Genomic DNA, 22,116 nt, shown 5'->3' on the forward strand with positions numbered 1-22,116 from the left:
GGCCGGCACCCGCCGACGGTCCCCGGCGCACGCAGCAAATCATGCTGCGCAGGCTACCCAAAACGGTCGATTCGTATCGTGAGGGCGGCCCGAATCGGGACAACCGGCATTTTGGCGATGCTTAAATGAATTGCATGTGCACGGCGTCGCGCCCGCCACCAGCAAGCGGGCGCGGCGGGATCGAACAACCACGCTGGACCCTATGACCCACTTTACACAGTCAGGAGCAGTTCGGATGAGCGACGATATCGACAATGGCGGCAAGGGCGGCTTCACGCGCCGCGACATGATGCGGGTCATGGCGGCGAGCGGCATGATGGCCGTCGGCGGCGGCGGATTGCTGACGAGCGCGCAGTCGGCATTCGCCGCGCCCGCGCCGAAGCGCGGCGGCAAGATCCGGGTCGCGAACGAATCTAGCTCGACCGCCGATACGCTCGACCCGGCCAAGGGCTCGACGGGCGCGGACTACATCCGCTTCTTCATGTTCTACAGCGGCCTCACGCAGCTCGACGGGAGCCTCACGCCGCAGATGAATCTCGCCGAGTCGTTGCACACGACCGATGCGAAGACCTGGATCATCAAGCTGCGCAAGGGCGTCACGTTCCACGACGGCAAACCCGTTGGCCCGGCCGACGTGGTGTTCTCGCTGATGCGCCACAAGAACGCGGCCACCGCGTCGAAGGTCAAGCCGCTCGCCGACCAGTTCGCGGACGCGAAGGCGAGCGGCCCGGACGAGGTCACGCTCACGCTCGCCAGCGCGAACGCCGATCTGCCGGTCATCCTCGCGACGCCGCAACTCGTGATCGTCAAGGACGGCACGACCGATTTCGCGACCGGCATCGGCTGCGGCCCGTACAAGCTCAAGTCGTTCAAGCCGGGCGTGTCGACCGTCGGCGTGCGCAACGACAGCTACTTCAAGCCGGGCATGCCGTATCTCGACGAGATCGAACTGATCGGCATCAGCGACAGCGCCGCGCGCCTGAACGCGCTGCTGTCGGGCGACGTGCACCTGATCAACGCGATCGACCCGCGATCGACGCAACGGGTCGCGTCGACGCCCGGCTATGCGCTGAAGGAAACCAAGTCGGGGCTCTATACCGACCTGATCATGCGCAGCGAAAGCCCGATCACCGCGAATCCCGATTTCGTCGAGGGGATGAAGTACCTGTTCGATCGCGAACAGATCCGCTCGGCGGTATTTCGCGGCTATGCGGTGATCGGCAACGACCAGCCGATCCCGCCGGGGCATCGCTACTTCAACGCGTCGCTGCCGCAGCGGCCGCACGATCCGGACAAGGCGAAATTCCTGTTCCAGAAGGCCGGCGCGCTCGGCACGGCGCTGCCGCCGATCTATGCGACGTCCGATGCGAACGGGTCGATCGAAATGGCCGTGCTGCTGCAGCAGGCCGGCCAGAAGATCGGGCTGAACCTGCAGGTCAACCGCGTGTCGCCCGACGGCTACTGGTCGAACCACTGGATGAAGCATCCGCTCGGCTTCGGCAACATCAACCCGCGCTCGAGCGCCGACGTGCTGTTCACGCAGTTCTTCAAGTCGGACGCCGCGTGGAACGAGTCGGGCTGGAAGAACGCGAAGTTCGATCAGCTGCTGCTCGCCGCGCGCTCGGAGACCGACGATGCGAAGCGCAAGCAGATGTACGGCGAGATGCAGACGCTCGTCGCGCAGCAGGGCCGGGTCGGCATTCCGGCGTTCATCAGCTTCCTCGACGGCTACGACAAGCGGCTCGCGGGCCTCGGGTCGATCCCGACCGGCGGGATGATGGGCTTCATGTTCGCCGAGTACGTGTGGTGGAACGCCTGACGTCGATACGTGACGCCGCCGCGCGGCCGCAGCGGGCCACCGCCCCGGTCGCGCGGGATCTTTCCCGGAGTGCCGTTTCATGAATCGAATCCTGCTTGGGCTGATCGGTCGACGTATCGCGGTCACCGCGCTGACGCTGCTGATCGTGTCCGCGATCATCTTCACGATCACGAACCTGCTGCCGGGCGACGCCGCGCAGGCCGCGCTGGGTCAGTCGGCGACGCCGGAGACGGTCGCCGCGCTGCGTCAGCAGTTCGGGCTCGACATGCCGGCGCACGTGCGTTACATGCACTGGCTCGGCGGGCTGCTGCACGGCGATTTCGGCCGTTCGCTGTCCGGCGACATGCCGGTGTCGGAGCTGATCGGCGGGCGCCTGCCGAAGTCGCTCGCGCTCGCGGCGATCACGACCGCCGTGTCGGTGCCGATCGCGTTGCTGCTCGGCATCCTCGCCGCGGTCAAACGCGAGTCGGTGGTCGACCGCGTGATCAGCCTCGGCACGCTGTCGCTCGTCGCGACGCCGGAGTTCCTGATCGCGACGGTCGCCGTGCTCGTGTTCGCGGTGAAGCTGCGCTGGTTGTCCGCGCTGTCGTACAGCGGCCCGATCGACAGCCTGCACGATTTCCTGCGGGCGTATGCGATGCCGGTGCTGACGCTGTGCGCGGTCGTGATCGCGCAGATGGCGCGGATGACGCGCGCCGCGGTGATCGAGCAGCTGAGCGCGTCGTACGTCGAGATGGCGATGCTCAAGGGCGCGAGCCCCGCGCGCGTCGTGCTGCGCCACGCGCTGCCGAACGCGATCGGTCCGATCGCCAACGCGATCGCGCTGAGCCTGTCGTATCTGCTCGGCGGCGTGATCGTCGTCGAGACGATCTTCAACTATCCGGGCCTCGCGAGCCTGATGGTCGATGCCGTCGGCAACCGCGATTTCCCGTTGGTCCAGGCATGCACGCTGATTTTCTGCGTCGCGTACCTGATGCTCGTGCTGTTCGCCGATCTGTGCTCGATCGTGTCGAACCCGCGACTGCGGACCTGAGTGTCCCGTTCTTCTTCCGAGATGCCGCCCATGCACCCGACCGAACCCGTTCATCGCAGCAGCGCGCTGCCGCCGTCAGGCGAACCGCGCGCGCCGTGGGGAGGCGCGACGCCGCCCGCCGCGCCGTCCCCCGACCAGCCCCGCAAGCGCCGCGGCGCACGCATCAGGCTGACGACCGGCGGCCGCGTCGGCCTGTCGATGGTCGGCCTGATGCTGTTCATCGCGGTGTTCGCGCCGCTGCTCGCGCCGCACGACGTCGGCGCGATCGTCACGCCGGATGTATTCGCGCCGTTCGGTGCGAAGCTGCCGTTCGGTTCCGACTTCCTCGGCCGCGACATGCTGAGCCGCATCCTGTACGGCACGCGGCTGACCGTGCTGCTCGCGCTGGCCGCGGTGCTGCTCGCCGCGCTGACCGGCACGACGCTCGGGCTGCTCGCGACCGTGTCGGGCCGCGCGGTCGACGAGACGATGAGCCGGCTGCTCGACGCGCTCACGTCGATTCCGTCGAAGATGTTCGCGCTGATGTTCGTCGCCGCGTTCGGCTCGTCGCTGCCGCTGCTGGTGCTCACAGCCGCGGTCAGCTACATGCCGGGCTCGTACCGGATCGCGCGCGCGCTGGCCGTCAACATCAGCACGCTCGAATTCGTGCAGGTGGCAAAGGCGCGCGGCGAGAGCGCGCTGTACATCGCGTGCGTCGAGATGCTGCCGAACATGATCCACCCGATGCTGGCGGATACCGGGCTGCGCTTCACGTTCGTCGTGCTGCTGCTGAGCGGCCTCAGCTTTCTCGGCCTTGGCGTGCAGCCGCCGTATGCGGACCTCGGCTCGCTCGTGCGCGAGAACATCGCGAGCCTCGGCGACGGCTCGGCCGTCGCGATCATGCCCGCGGTCGCGATCGCGATCCTGACGGTGGGCGTCAACCTGTTGATCGACGGTCTGCCGCATCGCGGCCGCCGCAAGGGCGCGGCCGGCGCCGCCGGAGGACACTGATGCGACACGAATCGAACCCGCTCGTCGAGGTGCGCGGGCTGCGCGTGGTCGGCGGCCGGCCGGGCGGCGAGGAAACGACGATCGTCCACGGCGTCGACTTCGACATCGGACGCGGCGAGGTGCTCGCGCTGATCGGCGAATCGGGCTCCGGCAAGACGACGATCGCGCTGTCGCTGATGGGCCATGCGCGCGCCGGCTGCCGGATCGCCGGCGGCTCGGTGAAGCTCGACGGCTCCGACGTGTGCACGCTTTCCGCCGCGGCGCTGACCGCGCTGCGCGGCCGCAAGGTCGCGTATATCGCGCAGAGCGCCGCCGCCGCGTTCAATCCGTCGCGCACGATTCTCGACCAGGTGATCGAGAGCGCACTGATCCACAAGACGATGACGAAGCGCGACGCGCAGGCGAAGGCGATCGAGCTGTTTCGCGCGCTCGCGCTGCCGGAGCCGGAGACGATCGGCAAGCGCTATCCGCACCAGGTCTCGGGCGGGCAGTTGCAGCGGCTGATGGCCGCGATGGCGCTGATCACCGATCCGGAACTGGTGATCCTCGACGAGCCGACCACCGCGCTCGACGTGACCACGCAGATCGACGTGCTGCAGGCGTTCAAGCGCGTGATCCGGCGCTACGGGATGAGCGCGGTGTACGTGTCGCACGACCTGGCCGTGGTCGCGCAGATGGCCGACCGGATCGTCGTGCTGAGCGACGGCGTGATCCGCGAGGCGGGTGCGACCGAACAGATCCTGCATGCGCCGACGCATCCGTACACGCAGAGCCTGATCGCGGCGGTCACGCCGAACGATGCCGAACGTGGCGGGGAAGTGCAACGACCGGCCGCGCCGGCGCCGCTGCTCGACGTGCGCGGCGCGATCGCCGGTTACGGCGGCCGCGCGGCGAACGGCTGGCCCGCGAAGGTGATCCTGCATGAAGTCGACCTGCGCATCGGGCGCGGGCAGACCGTCGGCGTGATCGGCGAATCCGGTTCCGGCAAGACGACGCTCGCGAAGGTGATCGCGGGCCTCGTTCCGGCGACCGGCGGCGAGATCCTGCTCGACGGCGTGCCGCTCGCGCGCGATATCGGCAAACGGACGAAGGAGCAGCATCGCCGCGTGCAGATCGTGTTCCAGAACGCCGATACCGCGCTCAATCCGGTGCATACCGTCGAGCGCACGCTCGCGCGACCGCTCGCGTTCTATCACGGGATCAAGGGCGCGCGTGCGCGGCAGCGCGTCGCGGAACTGCTCGAACTCGTGCGGCTGCCGCCGGCGGTGGCCGCGCGGCGTACCGGCGAATTGTCCGGCGGGCAGAAGCAGCGCGTGAATCTCGCGCGGGCGCTCGCCGCCGAACCCGACCTGATCCTGTGCGACGAGGTCACGTCGGCGCTCGACACCGTGGTCGGCGCCGCGATCATCGAACTGCTGCGCGACCTGCAGGCGAAGCTCGGCGTGTCGTACGTGTTCATCACGCACGACATCGCGAAGGTGCGCGCGATCAGCGACGACATCGTCGTGCTGTATGCGGGCCGCCGCGTGGAGACGGGCAGCCGCGACGCGCTGTGCGCGCCGCCTTATCACCCGTATTCGCATCTGCTGGTGTCGTCCGCGCCGGAATTGCGCGCGGGCTGGCTCGACGATGCGGCCGAGCGCTGCCATCGTCCGCTGGTGCCGATCGGCGAGCGCGAGCACGAGGCCGAGCTGTGTCCGTTCCTGTCGCGCTGCGCGATGCGCGTGGACGGCGTGTGCAACCGCACGGCCCCGTCGCTGCGCACACTCGGGAACGGCGCGCAGGTGCTGTGCCATCGCAGCGAGGAGGATCTCGCGCGCTTTCAGGCGGAGCCGGCGCCCGCGGGTGTCACGCCGGTGCAGCTGTAGTCCGTGGCGCGCGAACCGTGCGTCGCGCGGCGCGGTGAACGGCCCGCCGCATAGTCTGCTGCGGCGGTCGCGCAAAACGGCGATTTGTACGCGTGCCGCGCGCGAATACGCGGCAACTGCGGTTTTTGACGGTGATTAAATGATTCGCATTGAACGGTCGCCGATCGTCGTTGCGGGAATGCTCGAGAAGAATCCGATGAAACTGGAATCGTACTGGCTGGATACCCGTCCCGCGTTTCGCGCGGGCAGCGTCGGGCCCGTCGAGGGGCAGGCCGACGTGGTCGTCATCGGTGGCGGTTTCACCGGCTTGTCGGCGGCGCTCGCGCTCGCGCAGCGCGGCGTCTCGGTGGTCGTGCTCGAAGCCGCGCAGGTCGCGGGCGAAGCGTCCGGCCGCAACGGCGGCCAGTGCAATACGGGCGTCGCACAGGACTACGCGTCGCTGGCCGCGCGCATCGGCGCCGCGCAGGCAAAGCAGTTTTATCTCGCGTACGAAAGCGCGGTGAAGAGCGTCGAGACGATCGTCACCGAACAGGCGATCGACTGCGATTTCCGGCGAACGGGCAAGCTGAAGCTCGCCGCGAAACCGCAGCATTTCGCGGGGCTCGAAAAGACCTTCAATGCGTTGCGGCGCGACGTCGATCCGGACATCGAGCTGATCGAGCCGTCGCGGATCCGCGATGAAATCGCGTCCGACGGCTTTTACGGCGGGCTCCTGCAGCGCAACGGCGCGCAGATGCACATGGGCAAGTTCGGCGTCGGGCTCGCGCAAGCGGCCGTGCGGGCCGGCGCACGCGTGTACGAGCAAGCGGCCGTCACACGGCTCGACCGGCTGGACGGCGAGCGCCACCGGATCACCTGCACGCGCGGCACGATCGTCGCCGATCGCGTGCTGGTCGCGACCGGCGCGTCGCAGCACGGGCCGTTCGCATGGTTCCGGCGACGCATCGCGCCGGTCGGCAGCTTCATCGTCGTGACCGAGCCGCTGCCCGACGCGCAGTTGAACCGGCTGTTTCCGCAGCGCCGTGCGTACGTGACGTCGCGCCAGATCGGCAACTATTTTCGCGTGACGCCCGACAACCGGCTGCTGTTCGGTGGCCGCGCGCGTTTCGCGATGTCGAGCCCGCGCTCCGACGCGAAGAGCGGCGACATCCTGCGCGCCGGCATGGCCGGCTATTTCCCCGAGCTGGCCGGCGTGCGGCTCGACTATTGCTGGGGCGGGCTGGTCGACATCACCGCCGACCGGCTGCCGCGCGCGGGCCAGCACGACGGGCTCTATTACTCGATGGGCTACAGCGGGCACGGCGTGCAGATGTCGGTGCACATGGGCCGCGTGATGGCCGACGTGCTGTATGGCGCGGCCGCGTCGAACCCGTGGCGCGCACTCGACTGGCCGGCGATACCCGGCCATTTCGGGCACGCGTGGTTCCTGCCGCTCGTCGGCGCGTATTACCGGATGCAGGATTTCCTGCATTGAAGCGAGCGCCGGGAGAATTCGACATGACAGTGCAATTCGTGGGCTCGCCGCGTGTCGCGCGGCCCGTGTCGCCGGCGATCGGCGACGTGCTGCGCACGATCGACGCGTCGTTCGCGCAGCCGCTGAACCTCGACACGCTCGCGGCGGTGGCCGGGTTGAGCGTGTCGCGTTTCACCGCGCGCTTTCGCAGCGAAACCGGTCTGTCGCCGCACCGGTATCTGTGTCTCGTGCGAGTGCGGCGGGCGCAGGACCTGCTGCGCGCGGGTCTCGCGCCGTCGATCGTCGCGACCGACGTCGGCTTCTTCGATCAGAGCCACCTGTGCCGGCATTTCCGGCGCGTGCTCGGGATCACGCCGCGCGACTACGTGGTCGCCCGAACGGCCGGCGCGCCGGTGCGAGCGCCATCGACGCGCGTGCGCGGCGAACGCCGCGAAGCGTCGTGTCACGCGGCATAGGCGCACGCATGGACGACATGCGCCGCCGAGGCGTTCCGGCAGGAGCGCCGGCGAACGACGATTTCCGATATCGCGTGACGGCTTCGAACCAGGTCGCCACGCATTGCACAGGAGCAGAAATGACCGCAGTTTTCGTGTTGCACCGGGCCGACGGCGCACCGTCTTCCACCGCCTTCCGCCAGCAGGGGTTCGGCGCGAGCGATCCGTTCGCGGCGCATCGCGAGATTGCGTGGGAAGGCCCCGACGCGATGGCCGCCGGGCGCATCGCCTTCGTGGGCGCGCTGGACGTGGCGAGCTTTCCGCACGTCGAAACCCTCGTCGTCGTCGAAGGCGAGTTGACGCTCGAAGCGGCCGGCGCCGCGCCGCTGGTGCTCGGTCCGCGACAGGGTGCCGTCATCGGCTGCGGCACCGCGTTGCGCATCGCCGCGCAAGCGCCCGTGCGGCTGACGTTCTGCGCGGCGGCGTGCGAGACACCGACGAAGCAAGGTCTCTTCGCGCTGTACGCCGACGCGGACTTCAAGCCGTCCGCGACGCTGCCGGCCGAGGTGCTGCTCGGCCCCGCGCCGCAATGCCGCAGCGACAACGTGTTCACCGACGACGCAGCCGGGTACTGCGCGGGCACGTGGGATTCGACGCCGTATCACCGGATCGTCCGGCCGCATCGCGCCAACGAGTTCATGTTCCTGCTGGACGGCGGCGTACGGTTCGCCGCGCCCGACGGCAGCGTGCTGGCGCTCGGCGCCGGCGATGCGCTGTTCGTGCCGCGCGGCGCGTCGATCGGGTGGGAAAGCAGCGAACGCGTCGCGAAGTTCTACGTGATGCAGACCGTCAACGCCCCCGTCGAGCGAGACTGAACATGTCCCCTCCGTTGCGTCATATCGAAACCTTGTCCACGCCGCCGGCCGCGGCCGACGTCGTCGTGATCGGCGGCGGCATCATCGGCGTCTTCACCGCCTACTATCTGGCCCGCCGCGGCGTATCGGTCGCGCTCGTCGAGAAGGGCCGCATCGGCGCCGAACAGTCGAGCCGCAACTGGGGCTGGTGCCGGCAGCAGAACCGCGACGCGCGCGAGTTGCCGATGGCCAGCAAGAGCATCGATCTGTGGGAACGATTCGCCGCCGAATCCGGCGAAGACACGGGCTTTCATCGCTGCGGGTTGCTGTATCTGAGCAATGACGACGCCGAGCTGTCCCGCTGGGCCAGCTGGGGCGAATTCGCGAAGACCGCGGGCGTGACCACGTATATGCTCGACAGCAAGCAGGCCGCCGAGCGTGGACGGGCGACCGGGCGGCAGTGGAAGGGCGGCGTGTTCTCGCCGACCGACGGCACGGCCGACCCCGGAAAGGCCGCGCCGGCCGTGGCCGCCGCGCTGATCAAGCTGGGCGGCAGCGTCCACCAGCACTGCGCGGCGCGCGGCATCGAGCTGGAGGGCGGCCGAGTCGCCGGCGTCGTCACCGAGGCCGGCGTCATCAAGACGCGCACGGTCGTGATGGCCGGCGGCGCATGGGCGTCGTCGTTCTGCCGGCAGCTCGGCATCCGGTTTCCGCAGGCGTCGATCCGTCAGTCGATCCTGAGCGTGTCACCCGTCGAAACACCGCTGCCGGAAGCGATGTACACATCCGGCGTGTCCGTGACGCGACGCAGCGACGGACGCTATGCATTGGCGATCAGCGGCCGCGCGCGCGTGGACCTGACGCCGCAGTTCCTGCGCTTCGCGCCGCAATTCGTGCCGATGTTCGCGAAGCGCTGGCGCAACCTGCTGCCGGGCGGTCTCGAAGGCGTGCGCGGCGGCCACGAAACGCTGAAGCGCTGGCGCCTCGACGCGCCGACGCCGATGGAGGCGGTGCGCATCCTGGATCCGAAGCCCGACATGCCGACGGTCGCCGAAACCTACCGCCGCGCGGCCGAACTGTTGCCCGAGCTGCGCGAAGCGAGGATCACGCACGCGTGGGCCGGCTTCGTCGACAGCACGCCGGACGGCGTGCCGGGCATCGGCGAAGTGCCGGGCGTGCCGGGGCTGATCCTCGCGGCCGGGTTTTCGGGGCACGGCTTCGGGATCGGCCCGGGCGCCGGGCACCTGATCGCGGATCTCGCGACCGGTGCGCAACCGCTCGTCGATCCGGCGCCGTATCGGCCCAGCCGGTTCGCCGAATCCGCGTGGGGCAAGGTCGCGGATTTCTAGCGGGCGGCCGCGACGCGTTCCGACCGCTGCTTCGGCTCATCACGGCCTTCGCCGTGCGTCGACGCACGGTATCGACTCAAGGATATTCCTGCCATGCATTCCCCCGTCAATTCACCGGTTCATCGCCTGATGCAAGCCGGAAGGCTGGATCGGTTCTTCATCGACGGCGACTGGGTCATGCCCGACGGCCGTGACCGGTTCGCGGTCGTCAGCCCGTCCACGGAAGACACGCTGTGCGAGATCCCGCTCGGGAACGCACATGACGCCGATCGCGCGGTGCAGGCCGCGCGCCACGCGTTCGAACGCTGGTCCGCGACTTCACCCCAGGAACGCGCCGTGCTGCTCGACCGCATCCGTGCGTTGATGCTGGAACGCGCCGAGTTGTTCGCCACGGCACTCGCGCTGGAGATGGGTGCGCCGCTCGGCTATGCACGCGGCGCGCACGTGCCGCTCGCGGCCGAACATATCCGGGTCGCACGCGACAACCTCGCGCGCTACCCGTTCGTCGAGCGGCGCGGGACGACCGCGGTCGCCCGCGAGCCGATCGGCGTGTGCGCGCTGATCACGCCGTGGAACTGGCCGATCTACCAGATCACCGCGAAGGTCGGGCCGGCGCTCGCAGCCGGCTGCACGGTCGTGCTCAAGCCGAGCGAGCTGTCGCCGCTCAGCGCGCTGCTGTTCGCGGAAGTGATTGCCGATGCGGGCGTGCCCGCCGGCGTCTTCAATCTCGTGAGCGGCAGCGGCGAAACCGTGGGGGCCGCGCTTGCGTCGCACCCGGAGGTCGACATGGTGTCGATCACCGGATCGACGCGGGCCGGCGTGCTGGTGGCGCAGGCGGCCGCCACCACCGTCAAGCGCGTCGCGCAGGAGCTGGGCGGCAAGTCGCCGAATATCGTGTTGCCGGATGCGGACCTGTCGCGTGCGATCCCGCCCGGCGTGGCCGCCGCGTTCCGCAACATGGGGCAGTCGTGCAGCGCGCCGACCCGCATGATCGTGCCGCGCGCCGTGCTCGGCGTGGTGGAGGCGCTGGCCGTCGCGGCGATGCAGGGACTCGTCGTCGGCGATCCGTTCGACGACGCAACCACGCACGGGCCGCTGGCCAATCGCGCGCAGTTCGGCCGCGTTGCACAGATGATCGACGTGGGCATCGACGAACGCGCGAAACTGATCGCCGGCGGCCCCGGCCGACCCGCGGGGCTCGACCGCGGCTTTTATGCGCGGCCGACGATTTTCTCCGACGTGCGCACCGACATGGCGATCGCGCAGCAGGAGATCTTCGGCCCGGTGCTCGCGATCCTGCCGTACGACACCGTCGACGAAGCGGTCGCCATCGCGAACGACACGGTCTACGGGCTCGGCGCGCATGTGCAAGGCACCGACAAGGAACACGTCCGCGCGGTGGCCGCCCGCATCCGGGCGGGGCAGGTGCATCTGAACTACCCGGCCTGGGATCCGCAGGCGCCGTTCGGCGGGTACAAGCAGTCGGGCAACGGCCGCGAGTACGGGATCGAAGGGATGGAGGAATACATGGAGATCAAGTCGATCGTCGGCTGTTACGACTGACCCAGCCGCCGCGCGCGACACGCGCCGGCATGACGGCTGCGAGCCCGCTACTTTCCGAAGGTGCCTAAATTGGACAACCCCGTCACTCCCGTCCCGTCGCTGCACGCGCATCACGCGCACTGGGCAAAGCTGCGCCGCGACCTGCATGCGCATCCCGAGTTGCGATTCGAAGAACACCGGACCGCCGACGTCGTCGCCCGCGAGCTCGAGGCGCTCGGCTATGCGGTGTCGCGCGGGCTGGGCGGCACGGGCGTGGTGGCGAGCCTGCCCGGCACGGACCCGGGCCGCGGCATCGTGCTGCGCGCCGATCTGGACGCATTGCCGATCCACGAAGCCAACGACTTCGCGCATGCATCTTGCACGCACGGAATCATGCACGCGTGCGGCCATGACGGCCATACCGTGATGTTGCTCGGCGCCGCGCGCGTGCTGAAGGCAATGCCGCAGTTGCCCGGCACCGTCCATTTCGTGTTTCAGCCGGGCGAAGAGGGCGGCGCGGGCGCGCGCCGGATGATCGACGACGGGCTGTTCGAGCGATACCCGACGGAAGCGGTATTCGGCATGCACAACTGGCCCGGGTTGCCGGCCGGGCATTTCGGATTGCGTACCGGCCCGATCATGGCTGCCGGCTCGCGCTTCAGGATCACGGTCACGGGCAAGGGCGCGCACGCGGCGCAGCCGCATCTGGGCATCGATCCCGTGCCGCTCGCGTGCTCGATGGTGCTGCAGTGCCAGACCATCGCCGCGCGGCACAAGGACCCGGTGGATCCGGCGGTCATTTCCGTCTGCATGTTCCATGCGGGCACGACCGACAACGTGATTCCCGACACCGCCGAGCTGCGCGGCACGATTCGCACGTTGTCGTCGGCATTGCAGCAGCAGTTGCAGCGCGACGTCCGGCTTGCGTGCGAGGGGTTGGCGCATGCGTATGGTGCGCAGGTCGACGTCGAGTTTTTTCAGTACTATCCGGCGACGGTCAATACGCCGGCCGAGACGGCGCTGTGCGAAGCGGTGATTCGCGCGACGTTCGGCGACGAACGCCTGTCCCGCGACGTGCCGCCGAACATGACGTCCGAAGACTTCGGCTTCATGCTGGAGGAGCGGCCGGGCGCGTACGTGCTGATCGGCAATGCGCAGGACGGCGCGACGGCACCATCGCTGCATCATCCGAAATACGACTTCAACGACGACATCATTCCGGCCGGGGTCCGGTACTGGGTCGAGCTGGCGCAGCATTACTTCATGCGCTCGTCGTGATGCGTCGGGGCGGGGGGAGGGCCGGTTGACGGCTGGTCTGTCGGGCGTCGTCTGGTCGCGGCGCACCGCCGGGCGAACGCCACGCGCCGATGCCTTTTCCCCGCTTCACGCCGGCTGCGCGACCGGCTCCGCCTGCGCGCGACGCACACGATTCCTTCCTTCGCGCTTCGCTCGGTAGAGCGCCATGTCCGCGTCGTGCGTCAGCGCATGCACCGACGCATGCCGTGCGCGCCGGCTGGTCGCGCAGCCGATGCTGACGGTGAAGGGCGGAACCGTTTCCGCAAACCCGTCGAGCCGGTTGCGTTCGACTTCGCGGCGAATCGCGTCGGCGACCCGCGCGGCCCCGTTTTCATCGGTATCCGGCAACACCGCGACGAACTCCTCGCCGCCATAGCGCGCGGCGAGGTCGCCGCGCCGCCGCGTATGCGCGCGGATGCATTCGGCGAGAAAGCGCAGCGCCGTGTCGCCCAGCGCGTGCCCGTGCCGGTCGTTGTACTGCTTGAAGTGATCGGCGTCGATGAACAGCACCGAGAGGCTGCCGCCGCTGCCGCGCTGCAGCCGTTCCCATTCGTCGGCCAGCGCGGTATCGAGCGCGCGGCGATTGTGCAGCCCGGTCAGCGGATCGGTGCGGGTGAGGTCGGTCAGCAGCGTCTGCTTGCGGAAGTTGTCCCGCAATGCGAAGGCCAGCAGCCAGACCACCGCGCAGAACGATGCGCCGATCACGGATGCCGACACGCCGACCGTCCACGACAGGCGCCGGATGCCGGCCAGCACGTCGCTTTCGGCCGGCGCGACGACCGCGATCAGCGGGGTGCCCGGTATCCGCTGGTAGGTATACAACCGCATGGTGCCGTCGATGCTCGATCGCGCGGGATAGAAGCCCGATTCGCTGTTCACCATCCGCTTGAAGGATGTCGAACGACGCAGGCGGCTCATCTGGCCGTCGTTCAACGACGGGTTTCTCGCGAGGATCGTGCCGTCCGCGCGCACGATCGCGCTGACCCCGTTCGGCCCGACATCGAGGCGGGACAGAAGCTGCTCGAAATAGGCGAGATCGATGGCGACGACCGCGATCCCGTCGAACCCGTGATCCGGCCGCTCGATGCGCCGCGACAGCGCGATGGACTCCTTGTCGCCGCGCGAGCGCGCGCGATAGGGCTGGGAGACGTAGAGACCGAGATTGTCCGCATCGCGATGGACCTTGAAGTAATCGCGATCGCTGAAGTCCCAGCGATGGGTCGCGCTGCAGCAGCCGTCGATCAACCGGCCGTGCCGGTCGGTCACGCCCATGCCGGTCACGTACTGCGCCGCGGTGCGCTCGAACAGCAGGTCGTGCCGCAATCCGGCGTCCATGCGCTGTACGGACGGCTTGCCGAGATCGACGGTCAGCGCGATCAGCGCGTTGTTCGACGTTTCGACCGTCCTCGAGATCTGGCTCGCCAGCACGGCCGCGACGTTGCGCGACGTCTCGTGCGCGTGCTCGACGACCTCGCTGCGCGCGGCCCACAGCGTCACCGCGCTGATCCCGAGCGCCGCGAGCGACATCAGCGTGCCCAACGCACCGACGACGAGCGGGTTGCGTCCGGCCCAGTCGGCGATTTTCTCGATCGAAGTGAATGCGGGCATGCTCGCGCTCGTTTGGGACGCCGGCTGCAATGGCGCCGGCGCCGGTCAAATTCTCGTTAACGGCACGGTTAACAAAAAATCGAGGCCCGCGTGATGGCCCGCCGACGATGGCGGCATCGCACGGCGACGCAAACGTATGCGGCCTCGCAGCGAGATGCTCGAGTGCCGTCCGGACCGACGCGGCGTGCGCCGATTGATAACGACACTGCATCAATCGTTCCAAAAATCGCACTTATCGTTTGAGCGATACCGCGCCAACATGCCGGAAAACGACAATCAGACCAGTCCCTCCCGCGTATTCCAGGATTTTCAGGAGACACCCTCGATGCATCCCTCGTCCAGCCTTCCGGCCGAACGCTCGAAGGCCGCCGCGATCTTTCGCGTCACGGCCGGCAATTTTCTCGAGCAGTTCGACTTCTTCCTGTTCGGCTTCTACGCCACGCAGATCGCCAACGTCTTCTTCCCCGCGCAAAGCGAGTTCGCGTCGTTGATGATGACCTTCGCCGTGTTCGGCGCCGGCTTCCTGATGCGGCCGCTGGGCGCGATCGTGCTCGGCGCGTACATCGACGAGGTCGGCCGCCGCAAGGGCCTGATCGTCACGCTGTCCATCATGGCGAGCGGCACCATCCTGATCGCGTTCGTGCCGGGCTACGCGACGATCGGGCTGCTGGCGCCCGTGCTCGTGCTGATCGGCCGGCTGCTGCAGGGCTTCTCCGCAGGCGCCGAACTGGGCGGCGTCTCGGTCTATCTGGCCGAGCTGGCGACGCCTGGCCGCAAGGGCTTCTTCACGAGCTGGCAATCGGCGAGCCAGCAGGTGGCGATCGTCATCGCGGCGGCCCTCGGTTTCGCGCTCAATCAGTGGCTGAGCGCATCGCAGATCGCCGCCTGGGGATGGCGCGTGCCGTTCTTCGTCGGCTGCATGATCGTGCCGTTCATCTTCATGCTGCGCCGCAACCTGGAGGAAACCCAGGAATTCAAGGCACGCAAGCATCGTCCGGGCATGAAGGAAGTGTTCGGTACGCTGGTCCAGAACTGGGGCGTCGTGGTCGCCGGCATGATGCTGGTCGCGATGACCACCACGAGCTTCTATCTGATCACCGTCTACGCGCCGACCTTCGGCAAGACGGTGCTGCACCTGAGCACCGCCGACAGCCTGCTCGTGACGCTCTGCGTCGGCGTGTCGAACTTCGTGTGGCTGCCGATCGGCGGCGCGCTGTCCGACCGGATCGGCCGCCGGCCGCTGCTGGTCGGCATGACGATGCTCACCGTCGCGACCGCCTACCCGGCGCTGTCGTTCCTTGCGCACGCGCCGTCGTTCGCCCACATGCTGCTCGTGCTGCTCTGGCTCTCGTTCATGTACGGCATCTACAACGGTGCGATGGTCGTCGCGCTCACGGAGGTGATGCCGGTGCAGGTGCGGGTCGCGGGCTTCTCGCTCGCCTACAGCCTCGCGACGGCCGTGTTCGGGGGCTTCACGCCGGCCATCTCGACCGGGCTCATTCACATGACCGGCGACAAGGCCGCACCGGGCTACTGGATGAGCTTCGCCGCGGTGTGCGCGCTGCTGGCGACGTTCGCGCTCTATCGCCGGCACGCCGCGACGTTGACGCCGGCGCATTGATGTCCGGCCCGGCCGGAACGTTCATCCCACCCACGCATTCGTACGACCACGACCAACCATGAGAAATCTGCTCCTGAAATGCTGCGCGACCGCGCTCGTCGCCACCGCGGCGGTGGCGGCCAACGTCCAGGCCGCCGAGCTGCACGTGATGAGCTCGGGCGGCTTCACCGCCGCCTACAAGGTGCTCGGCCCCCGGTTCGCGTCGACGACCGGCAATACGCTCGACACCGCGCTGGGTCCGTCGATGGGCAAGTCGCCCGAAGCGATTCCGAACCGGCTCGCGCGCGGCGAGCCCGCCGACGCCGTCATCATGGTCGGCTACGCGCTGGACGATCTGATCAAGCAGGGCAAGGTGATCCCGGGGTCCCGCGTCGATCTGGCCGACTCGCGCATCGGCATGGTCGTGCGCGACGGCGCGGCCAAGCCCGACATCAGCACGGCCGAAGGCCTCAAGCAGGTGCTGCTGCACGCGAAGTCGATCGCCTATTCGGACAGCGCGAGCGGCGTGTATATCGAGCGCGAACTGTTCAAGAAGCTCGGCATCGACGAGCAGGTGAAGTCGAAGGCGAAGATGATCCCGCGGATTCCGGTGGCGTCGGTGGTCGCGAACGGCGACTACGAAATCGGCTTCCAGCAGGTCAGCGAGCTGCTGCCCGTCAAGGGGGCGACCTTCGTCGGCAAGATTCCCGAATCGCTGCAATCCGTCACGCGCTTCGCCGCCGGCATTCCGGTCGGCGCGCAGCATCCGCAGGAAGCGAAGGCGTTGCTCGACTATCTCGCATCGCCCGACGTGCAGGGCGACGTGAAATCGACCGGGCTCGATTCGGTTTCGGCTCATTGAGCCGGAGAGACGGGAAGGCTTGGGTCAGCGTGCTTTCCCGTCCCCGCCCGCATGGGCCGCGATACCGTCTTCATCGACTCCGTTCGGCGAGGCCGGCCCGGCCATCGCGAGCGTCCGCACAAGCCGCGCACGATCGCACGCCCCTTCCCACGACGACACGAAAATCACCGCGCACGCATTGCTGATCACGCTGGTCAGCGCGCGCGCCTCCGACATGAAGCGGTCGATCCCGACCAGCAGCGCCACGCCGGCGACCGGCAGGTCGGGCATCACGGCGAGCGTCGCGACCAGCGCGACGAGCCCGCTGCCGGACACGCCGGCCGCCCCCTTCGACGTGAGCAGCATGATCGCGAGCATCGTCGCGATCTGCGACGCGGAAAGGGGAACGTCGCACGCCTGCGCGATGAACAACGCCGCGAGCGTCAGGTAGATCGCGGTACCGTCCAGATTGAACGAATAGCCGGCCGGCAGCACGAGGCCGACGACGCCCTTGTCGCAGCCGAGCGCTTCCAGCTTGACGATCAGGCGCGGCAGGACCGGCTCCGTGGACGAGGTCGCGAGGACGATGAGCAACTCTTCGCGCAGGTAGCGCAACAGCCGCCACAGCGCGAAGCCGTGCAGTCGCGCGAGCGGTGCGAGCACGCCCGCGACGAACAGCACGCAGGCCACGTAGAAGACCATCATCAGCTTCGCCAGCGAGCCGACCGAGCCGATGCCGAAGCGGCCCACCGTGAAGGCCATCGCACCGAATGCGCCGAGCGGCGCGAGCCGCATGATCATCGCGAGCACGCGAAAGACGACCTCGGCGAAGCCGTCGATCAGCGCGAGAACGGGCCGGCCGGCCCGCGGGTGCGCGTTCAGCGAGAAGCCGAACAACAGCGACAGCAGCAACACCGGCAACACTTCGCCGTTCGCGAACGCGCCGAGCATCGTGTCCGGGATCACGCCGAGCGCGAACGCCACGAGCCCGGGCGGCGCCGCATGCTTCACATACGGGGCGAGGAGGCTCGCATCGAGGTGATGGACATCGATGTGCATGCCGGCGCCCGGTTGCAGCACGTACGCGGTGACGAGCCCGAGCGCGAGCGCGGCGGCGGTCAATAGATAGAAGAGCGCGAGCGCCCGCACGATCGTGCGGCCGATGGCCTGCCCGTTCGACAGCGACGTGATGCCCGACACGATCGTGCAGAAGACGATCGGCGCGATGGTCATCTTCACCAGCGCGACGAACGCGTCGCTGAGCGGCTTGAGCATCGCGCCCGCCGCCGGCCACACGTGGCCGATGCCCATGCCGAGCATCATCGCGAGCAGGACCTGCACGTACAGCGATTTGAGCAGCCGGGCCTGCCTCACGATGCGGTCGTCCTTCGTGTCCGTTCCGGCGCCGTCATGCCGATGTACCGCTGTCGGCGGTGCTGCCGCGCTTCGCGTCGACGACCATCCGGTGAAATGCCTCGGCGGCGGGCGTCAGCGCGCGCCCGCGCCGCTTGACGATGCCCACGCGCCGTTTGACGACCGGTTCGACGAGCGGCACGCTCGTGATGACAGGGTGGTCGTGCCCCGGCATCGCCATCGACGGCACCGCGGCGACGCCGAGCCCCGCCTCGATCAGCCCGAGCAGGGTCGTGACGTGGCGCGTTTCGCAGACGCTCGGCGTGCGCGGCGCGACGGCCGCCAGCGCCTGGTCGAGCAGCAGGCGGTTACCGGACGTCTTGTCCACCGATACGTAATCGTGCGCGTAGAGTTCGTTCCAGGTCACGCGCTTCTTGCGCGCGAGCGGATGGTCGCGGCGGCAGGCGGCGACGAACCGTTCCTGGAGCAACACCTTGAACTCGATCTCCGCCTCCTGGCTGCCGATGAAGCTCACGCCGAAATCCGCCTCGCCGCTGATCACCGCGCCGAGCACCTCGTTCGCGCTGGCGTCGAGCAGTTTCACGCGGATGCGCGGAAAACGCTGATGATAGCGGGCGATGATGGGCGGCAGGAAGTAGTAGGCGACCGACGGCACGCAGGCGATCGTCACATGGCCGAGGCGGCTCGATGACACGTCGCGGATGCCGAGCAGCGCGGCGTCGAGATCGTCGAGCAGTTGTTCGGCGCTCTGGGCGAACACGCGGCCGACGGTGGTGAGGGTCACGCGGCGCGTGGTGCGCTCGAAGAGCCGCACGCCGAGCGCGTCCTCGAGCTTGTCGATCCGGCGGCTCAATGCGGGCTGGGACAGGCTGATCGCATCGGCGGCCTTTCGGAAACTGCCCGTTTCCACGACCGCGCGAAACGCCTGCAAGTCCGTCAAATCGAAATTGATGCCCACGGGGTCACGCTCCGCCACTCGGATTTCAGATGCGGAGCATTTTGCATGATTCCGCCGGTAGCCGGCGGATTGCGTCGTTCGCGCGGCAGCGATGGCGCGGCGCGGTGTGCCGCGCGGCCGGCGGTGATCCCGCTGGCCGCGCCGCTTCCGGACGCTCAGCGAGCCGGATCGGACGGAGGTTTCGTCTCGGACAGGTCGTCCTCGTGAACCTCCGCCTGGCGCACCGTGGTGCCGTCGTCGCCGGTTTCGGAAATATCGGTTTCGAAGGTTCGCTGCCCGTCGTCGGGCTTCTCCGCGGGCTTCGCGTCGCCGGTTTGCTTGCCTGTCTGTTGCTGTTCACGTGTCATCTCGCTCTCCTGATCGCAACCTGGAATGTTGCGCACCGTTCAGGCGAGCAAGGCGCGGGCCACGCCGGTGTTGCACGGCAGAATCATTTTCCGTTGATGCCCGGCGCGCTTGCCGATGCCCGACGCGGCCGGCAGCGAGCGCGAGCCCCGGCCGACACAGCGCCAAATAGCGTCACATCGTCCATCTCGCCCGCGGCCGCCGGCTTCGCTCCATTACGCGCGACAGGCGCCGTATCGACGCTGCAACGTTTTGCGCTCGATTTTCGCGTCCCGGATGCTCGACCTCGCCCATGGCCGGCCCGACGGCGCGGTTGCGAGACTGGCACGTTGTTCGCTTCACCGGTCGTAGTGGGAACGATAGCCGCCGAGCACCCGTGATCGTCCGACCATTCGACGCGCATGCGTCGCGGGGTGTCCGACAACACGGCACGTTCGCGCTTCGCCGCCAGTCGACGGCGCCACCCGACCGACGCAGACCGCCCGCTGACGATGAGCGGGACGCTCGGGCCGTGACGCGTCGAGCATCGGCGGTCGTCCCACCTTCTACGGGGAGATAAAAATGTTGGCCAAGTCAATCCGGACCCTACGAGCCGTGCTGATCGTCTTCTCCGTTTGCCTGATGACGCTGGCACCCGGGCGGGCGAGCGCACTGTCGAACCAGTTGCTGTTGCTGCTGCCGGACAACTTCACGCTGCCGGACCCGCGGGTGTCCGCGTGGCTCGATTCGGCGGCGGAAGAGGGGCTGCAGATCGCGCTGATCAGCGACACGCAATTCAAGCAGGGCGGCACGTCGCTGCAGCAGTACCAGGGCCTCATCCTGCCCGACCAGGTGCATACGGTCGCCGACGATACGCTCGTGAGCGCCATCCAGACCTACGCGTTGAACGGCGGGCGCGTGATGCTCGTCTATGATTTCGGCGTACTGAACGCGGCAGGCTTCTATCCGGCCGGGCAATCGCGCTTCAGCTCGATGGCCGGCGTCAACTACGTGCTCTACGATACGCTCGGCGGGAACATGATCGGCCTCGGCAGCGTGACCGGGATGGGCAGCACGTTGCGCGCGCTGCAGATTCCGCCCGGAAAGTCGATGACATGGCCGGGCACGACGGCGGCCGCGACCGCGTCGGCCACCACCCTGTCGAGTACGTCGACCGGCTCGACGACGAATCCGCCGCTCTACCTGCAGCCGAGCACGTCGAACCCCGGCGGGCTTGCCGGTTACAACCATCAGGCGTACTTCACGTACAAGACGGTGAACGGACGCATGACCGGCGTGCCGCTGAATCTCGGGCGCGTGTCGACCGGCGCAAGGGTCGGCTCCGGATCGTACTGGCCGAGCTCGACGAGGCCGTCGTCGGCATCGACATCGATGTCGATGAGTGGCGCGACGTCGTTCGCGAGCACGTCGCCTGCCGCGACGACCGACGTGCTCGAAGGAATCTCCGGCTACGTCTACGGTTTCCTCACCTATCCGAGCTACGTCACGCAAGGCACGTATACCGGCACGACGCTGCTGACGTCGCCGAATTTCGGGCTCGTCGCCGGCTATCAGGCGTATGGAAACGGCGGCGTGATGTTCGTCAACCTGCCGCTCGCGTATCTCGACGGACAAACCGACAGCATGCCGATCCACGGCTTCCTGCGTTACTTCACGACGAACGTCCTGTCGATGCCGCGCCTGTCGCTGCAGCCGCGTGCCCAGGCCGGGATGGTCCTGAACTGGCACTTCTGCGCGGAGGACCAGATCCAGCCGGCGCAGTATCTGAAGAATTACGGTATCTGGAACAACGGCCCGTATTCGATCGTGATGACGGCCGGCCCTGACGACGTGACGATCGGCGATGGTCTCGGCATCAACCTGACGAACAACACGCAGGCGAAGCAACTGGTCGCGTTCCTGCTCAAGCGCGGCCACAACGTCGGCAGCCACGGCGGCTGGGCGCACGACTACTGGGGGGCGAACGCCAGCGAAACCAACGCGAGCACGTTCACGCAGTACCTGGTGCTGAACCGCAATGCGGTGCAGTCGGTGACGGGCAAGCCGGACATCGAATGGGCGGCGCCGGAAGGCAATACGCCGACGTGGGCGGTGAACTGGCTCGAATCGAACGGTTACTCCGGCTACTACTTCACCGGCCATACCGGCAATGCGCAAACGCGTGCGTATCGCAACGGTTCGCTGCTGAATCCCGGCATCTGGGCGTTTCCGGTGATGCCGTTCGGCAAGTACGCGACGTTCGAGGAGTTCCAGGAGTTCGCGGTACCGACCGCGGACGTGCAGAACTGGTATCTGTCGCTGATGGATTTCGTCGTCGCGAACCACACGAGCCGGCTGATCTACATGCATCCACTCGGCGCGTCGTGGTATCCGAACGTCGTCACGACAATCCTGAGCCGTGCCGCGTCGCTCGCGAAGACCGGCCAGTTCAAGTGGTTCACGATGGATCAGCTCACGCAGTTCGACCGGCGCCGTCTGCTCGTGAACTGGACGGCGACCGACACCGGCACCGGCTGGACGTTCAGCGCGACGCACCCGAGCAGCCTGCAGGACATGACCTGGCTGCTCCCGAAGAGCACGTACCAGATGCCGAGCGTGAAAAGCGGAAGCGCAACGATCGTGAGCACCGATCCGGTCAACTGGCTGGTCATCGCGGGCACGGGCAAGTCGCTGTCGTTCACGAGCGCGAAGGCGCATTGACGCGCGCCGGCGCCTTGACCAACGGGGAACA

At 68.0% G+C, this 22,116-nt stretch carries 17 protein-coding genes; 13 read left to right on the forward strand and 4 right to left on the reverse strand.

Annotated features, from left to right (window positions below):
* Positions 1 to 235 precede the first annotated feature (235 nt).
* The 10 genes from KU887_RS32350 to KU887_RS32395 all read left to right on the forward strand — a co-directional run bounded on the left by KU887_RS32350 (position 236) and on the right by KU887_RS32395 (position 12,641).
* On the forward strand, positions 236 to 1,819 hold the full coding sequence (locus tag KU887_RS32350; protein ID WP_006482802.1) for an ABC transporter substrate-binding protein: 1,584 nt from the start codon (positions 236 to 238) through the stop codon (positions 1,817 to 1,819).
* Positions 1,820 to 1,898: 79 nt separating this feature from the next.
* Positions 1,899 to 2,852, forward strand: coding sequence for an ABC transporter permease (locus KU887_RS32355; RefSeq protein ID WP_006498162.1), 954 nt, complete (start codon positions 1,899 to 1,901; stop codon positions 2,850 to 2,852).
* Positions 2,853 to 2,882: 30 nt separating this feature from the next.
* On the forward strand, positions 2,883 to 3,842 hold the full coding sequence (locus KU887_RS32360; protein WP_012493727.1) for an ABC transporter permease: 960 nt from the start codon (positions 2,883 to 2,885) through the stop codon (positions 3,840 to 3,842).
* A complete protein-coding gene (locus KU887_RS32365) occupies positions 3,842 to 5,710 on the forward strand; it encodes an ABC transporter ATP-binding protein (RefSeq protein WP_058903943.1) in 1,869 nt (622 codons plus the stop codon). Before KU887_RS32360 ends, KU887_RS32365 begins: the two co-directional genes overlap by 1 nt.
* Before the next feature lie 139 nt (positions 5,711 to 5,849).
* On the forward strand, positions 5,850 to 7,184 hold the full coding sequence (locus KU887_RS32370) for an FAD-binding oxidoreductase (protein WP_080322676.1): 1,335 nt from the start codon (positions 5,850 to 5,852) through the stop codon (positions 7,182 to 7,184).
* A 23-nt stretch (positions 7,185 to 7,207) separates the two neighbouring features.
* Positions 7,208 to 7,639, forward strand: coding sequence for a helix-turn-helix domain-containing protein (locus KU887_RS32375; protein ID WP_006481886.1), 432 nt, complete (start codon positions 7,208 to 7,210; stop codon positions 7,637 to 7,639).
* Positions 7,640 to 7,758: 119 nt separating this feature from the next.
* Positions 7,759 to 8,493: a cupin domain-containing protein gene (locus tag KU887_RS32380; protein ID WP_012493729.1), complete on the forward strand. Its 735-nt coding sequence runs from the start codon at positions 7,759 to 7,761 to the stop codon at positions 8,491 to 8,493.
* A 2-nt stretch (positions 8,494 to 8,495) separates the two neighbouring features.
* The gene (locus tag KU887_RS32385; protein ID WP_006498167.1) at positions 8,496 to 9,821 is read left to right on the forward strand and encodes an FAD-binding oxidoreductase; all 1,326 of its coding nucleotides are present in this window, start codon (positions 8,496 to 8,498) and stop codon (positions 9,819 to 9,821) included.
* 93 nt (positions 9,822 to 9,914) lie between these two features.
* Entirely contained in the window at positions 9,915 to 11,384 is a 1,470-nt protein-coding gene (locus KU887_RS32390) for an aldehyde dehydrogenase family protein (RefSeq protein ID WP_048987325.1), read from the forward strand.
* A gap of 69 nt (positions 11,385 to 11,453) precedes the next feature.
* Positions 11,454 to 12,641 carry a M20 aminoacylase family protein gene (locus KU887_RS32395; RefSeq protein ID WP_006498169.1) on the forward strand — a complete coding sequence of 396 codons (1,188 nt, stop codon included), beginning with the start codon at positions 11,454 to 11,456 and terminating at the stop codon, positions 12,639 to 12,641.
* 105 nt (positions 12,642 to 12,746) lie between these two features.
* Here the strand turns inward: KU887_RS32395 and KU887_RS32400 are convergent, their stop codons facing one another.
* Entirely contained in the window at positions 12,747 to 14,267 is a 1,521-nt protein-coding gene (locus KU887_RS32400) for a diguanylate cyclase (RefSeq protein ID WP_034203518.1), read from the reverse strand.
* 325 nt (positions 14,268 to 14,592) lie between these two features.
* Here KU887_RS32400 and KU887_RS32405 point away from each other — a divergent pair, with 325 nt between their 5' ends.
* Both KU887_RS32405 and KU887_RS32410 read left to right on the forward strand, forming a co-directional pair.
* Positions 14,593 to 15,888, forward strand: coding sequence for an MFS transporter (locus KU887_RS32405; RefSeq protein ID WP_006481900.1), 1,296 nt, complete (start codon positions 14,593 to 14,595; stop codon positions 15,886 to 15,888).
* Positions 15,889 to 15,946: 58 nt separating this feature from the next.
* Positions 15,947 to 16,729: a substrate-binding domain-containing protein gene (locus KU887_RS32410; protein WP_006481888.1), complete on the forward strand. Its 783-nt coding sequence runs from the start codon at positions 15,947 to 15,949 to the stop codon at positions 16,727 to 16,729.
* Between the two features lie 24 nt (positions 16,730 to 16,753).
* Here the strand turns inward: KU887_RS32410 and dctA are convergent, their stop codons facing one another.
* The 3 genes from dctA to KU887_RS32425 all read right to left on the reverse strand — a co-directional run bounded on the left by dctA (position 16,754) and on the right by KU887_RS32425 (position 19,387).
* A complete protein-coding gene (gene dctA, locus KU887_RS32415; protein ID WP_258258827.1) occupies positions 16,754 to 18,082 on the reverse strand; it encodes a C4-dicarboxylate transporter DctA in 1,329 nt (442 codons plus the stop codon).
* 34 nt (positions 18,083 to 18,116) lie between these two features.
* Positions 18,117 to 19,040 carry a LysR family transcriptional regulator gene (locus KU887_RS32420; RefSeq protein WP_006481880.1) on the reverse strand — a complete coding sequence of 308 codons (924 nt, stop codon included), beginning with the start codon at positions 19,038 to 19,040 and terminating at the stop codon, positions 18,117 to 18,119.
* 155 nt (positions 19,041 to 19,195) lie between these two features.
* Positions 19,196 to 19,387, reverse strand: coding sequence for a hypothetical protein (locus KU887_RS32425; protein ID WP_006481878.1), 192 nt, complete (start codon positions 19,385 to 19,387; stop codon positions 19,196 to 19,198).
* Between the two features lie 559 nt (positions 19,388 to 19,946).
* Here KU887_RS32425 and KU887_RS32430 point away from each other — a divergent pair.
* Positions 19,947 to 22,085: a polysaccharide deacetylase family protein gene (locus KU887_RS32430; protein WP_124633146.1), complete on the forward strand. Its 2,139-nt coding sequence runs from the start codon at positions 19,947 to 19,949 to the stop codon at positions 22,083 to 22,085.
* The last annotated feature ends 31 nt before the right edge of the window (positions 22,086 to 22,116 follow it).

It is taken from the genome of Burkholderia sp. EMB26 (assembly GCF_024730645.1).
Lineage (GTDB): Bacteria > Pseudomonadota > Gammaproteobacteria > Burkholderiales > Burkholderiaceae > Burkholderia > Burkholderia cenocepacia.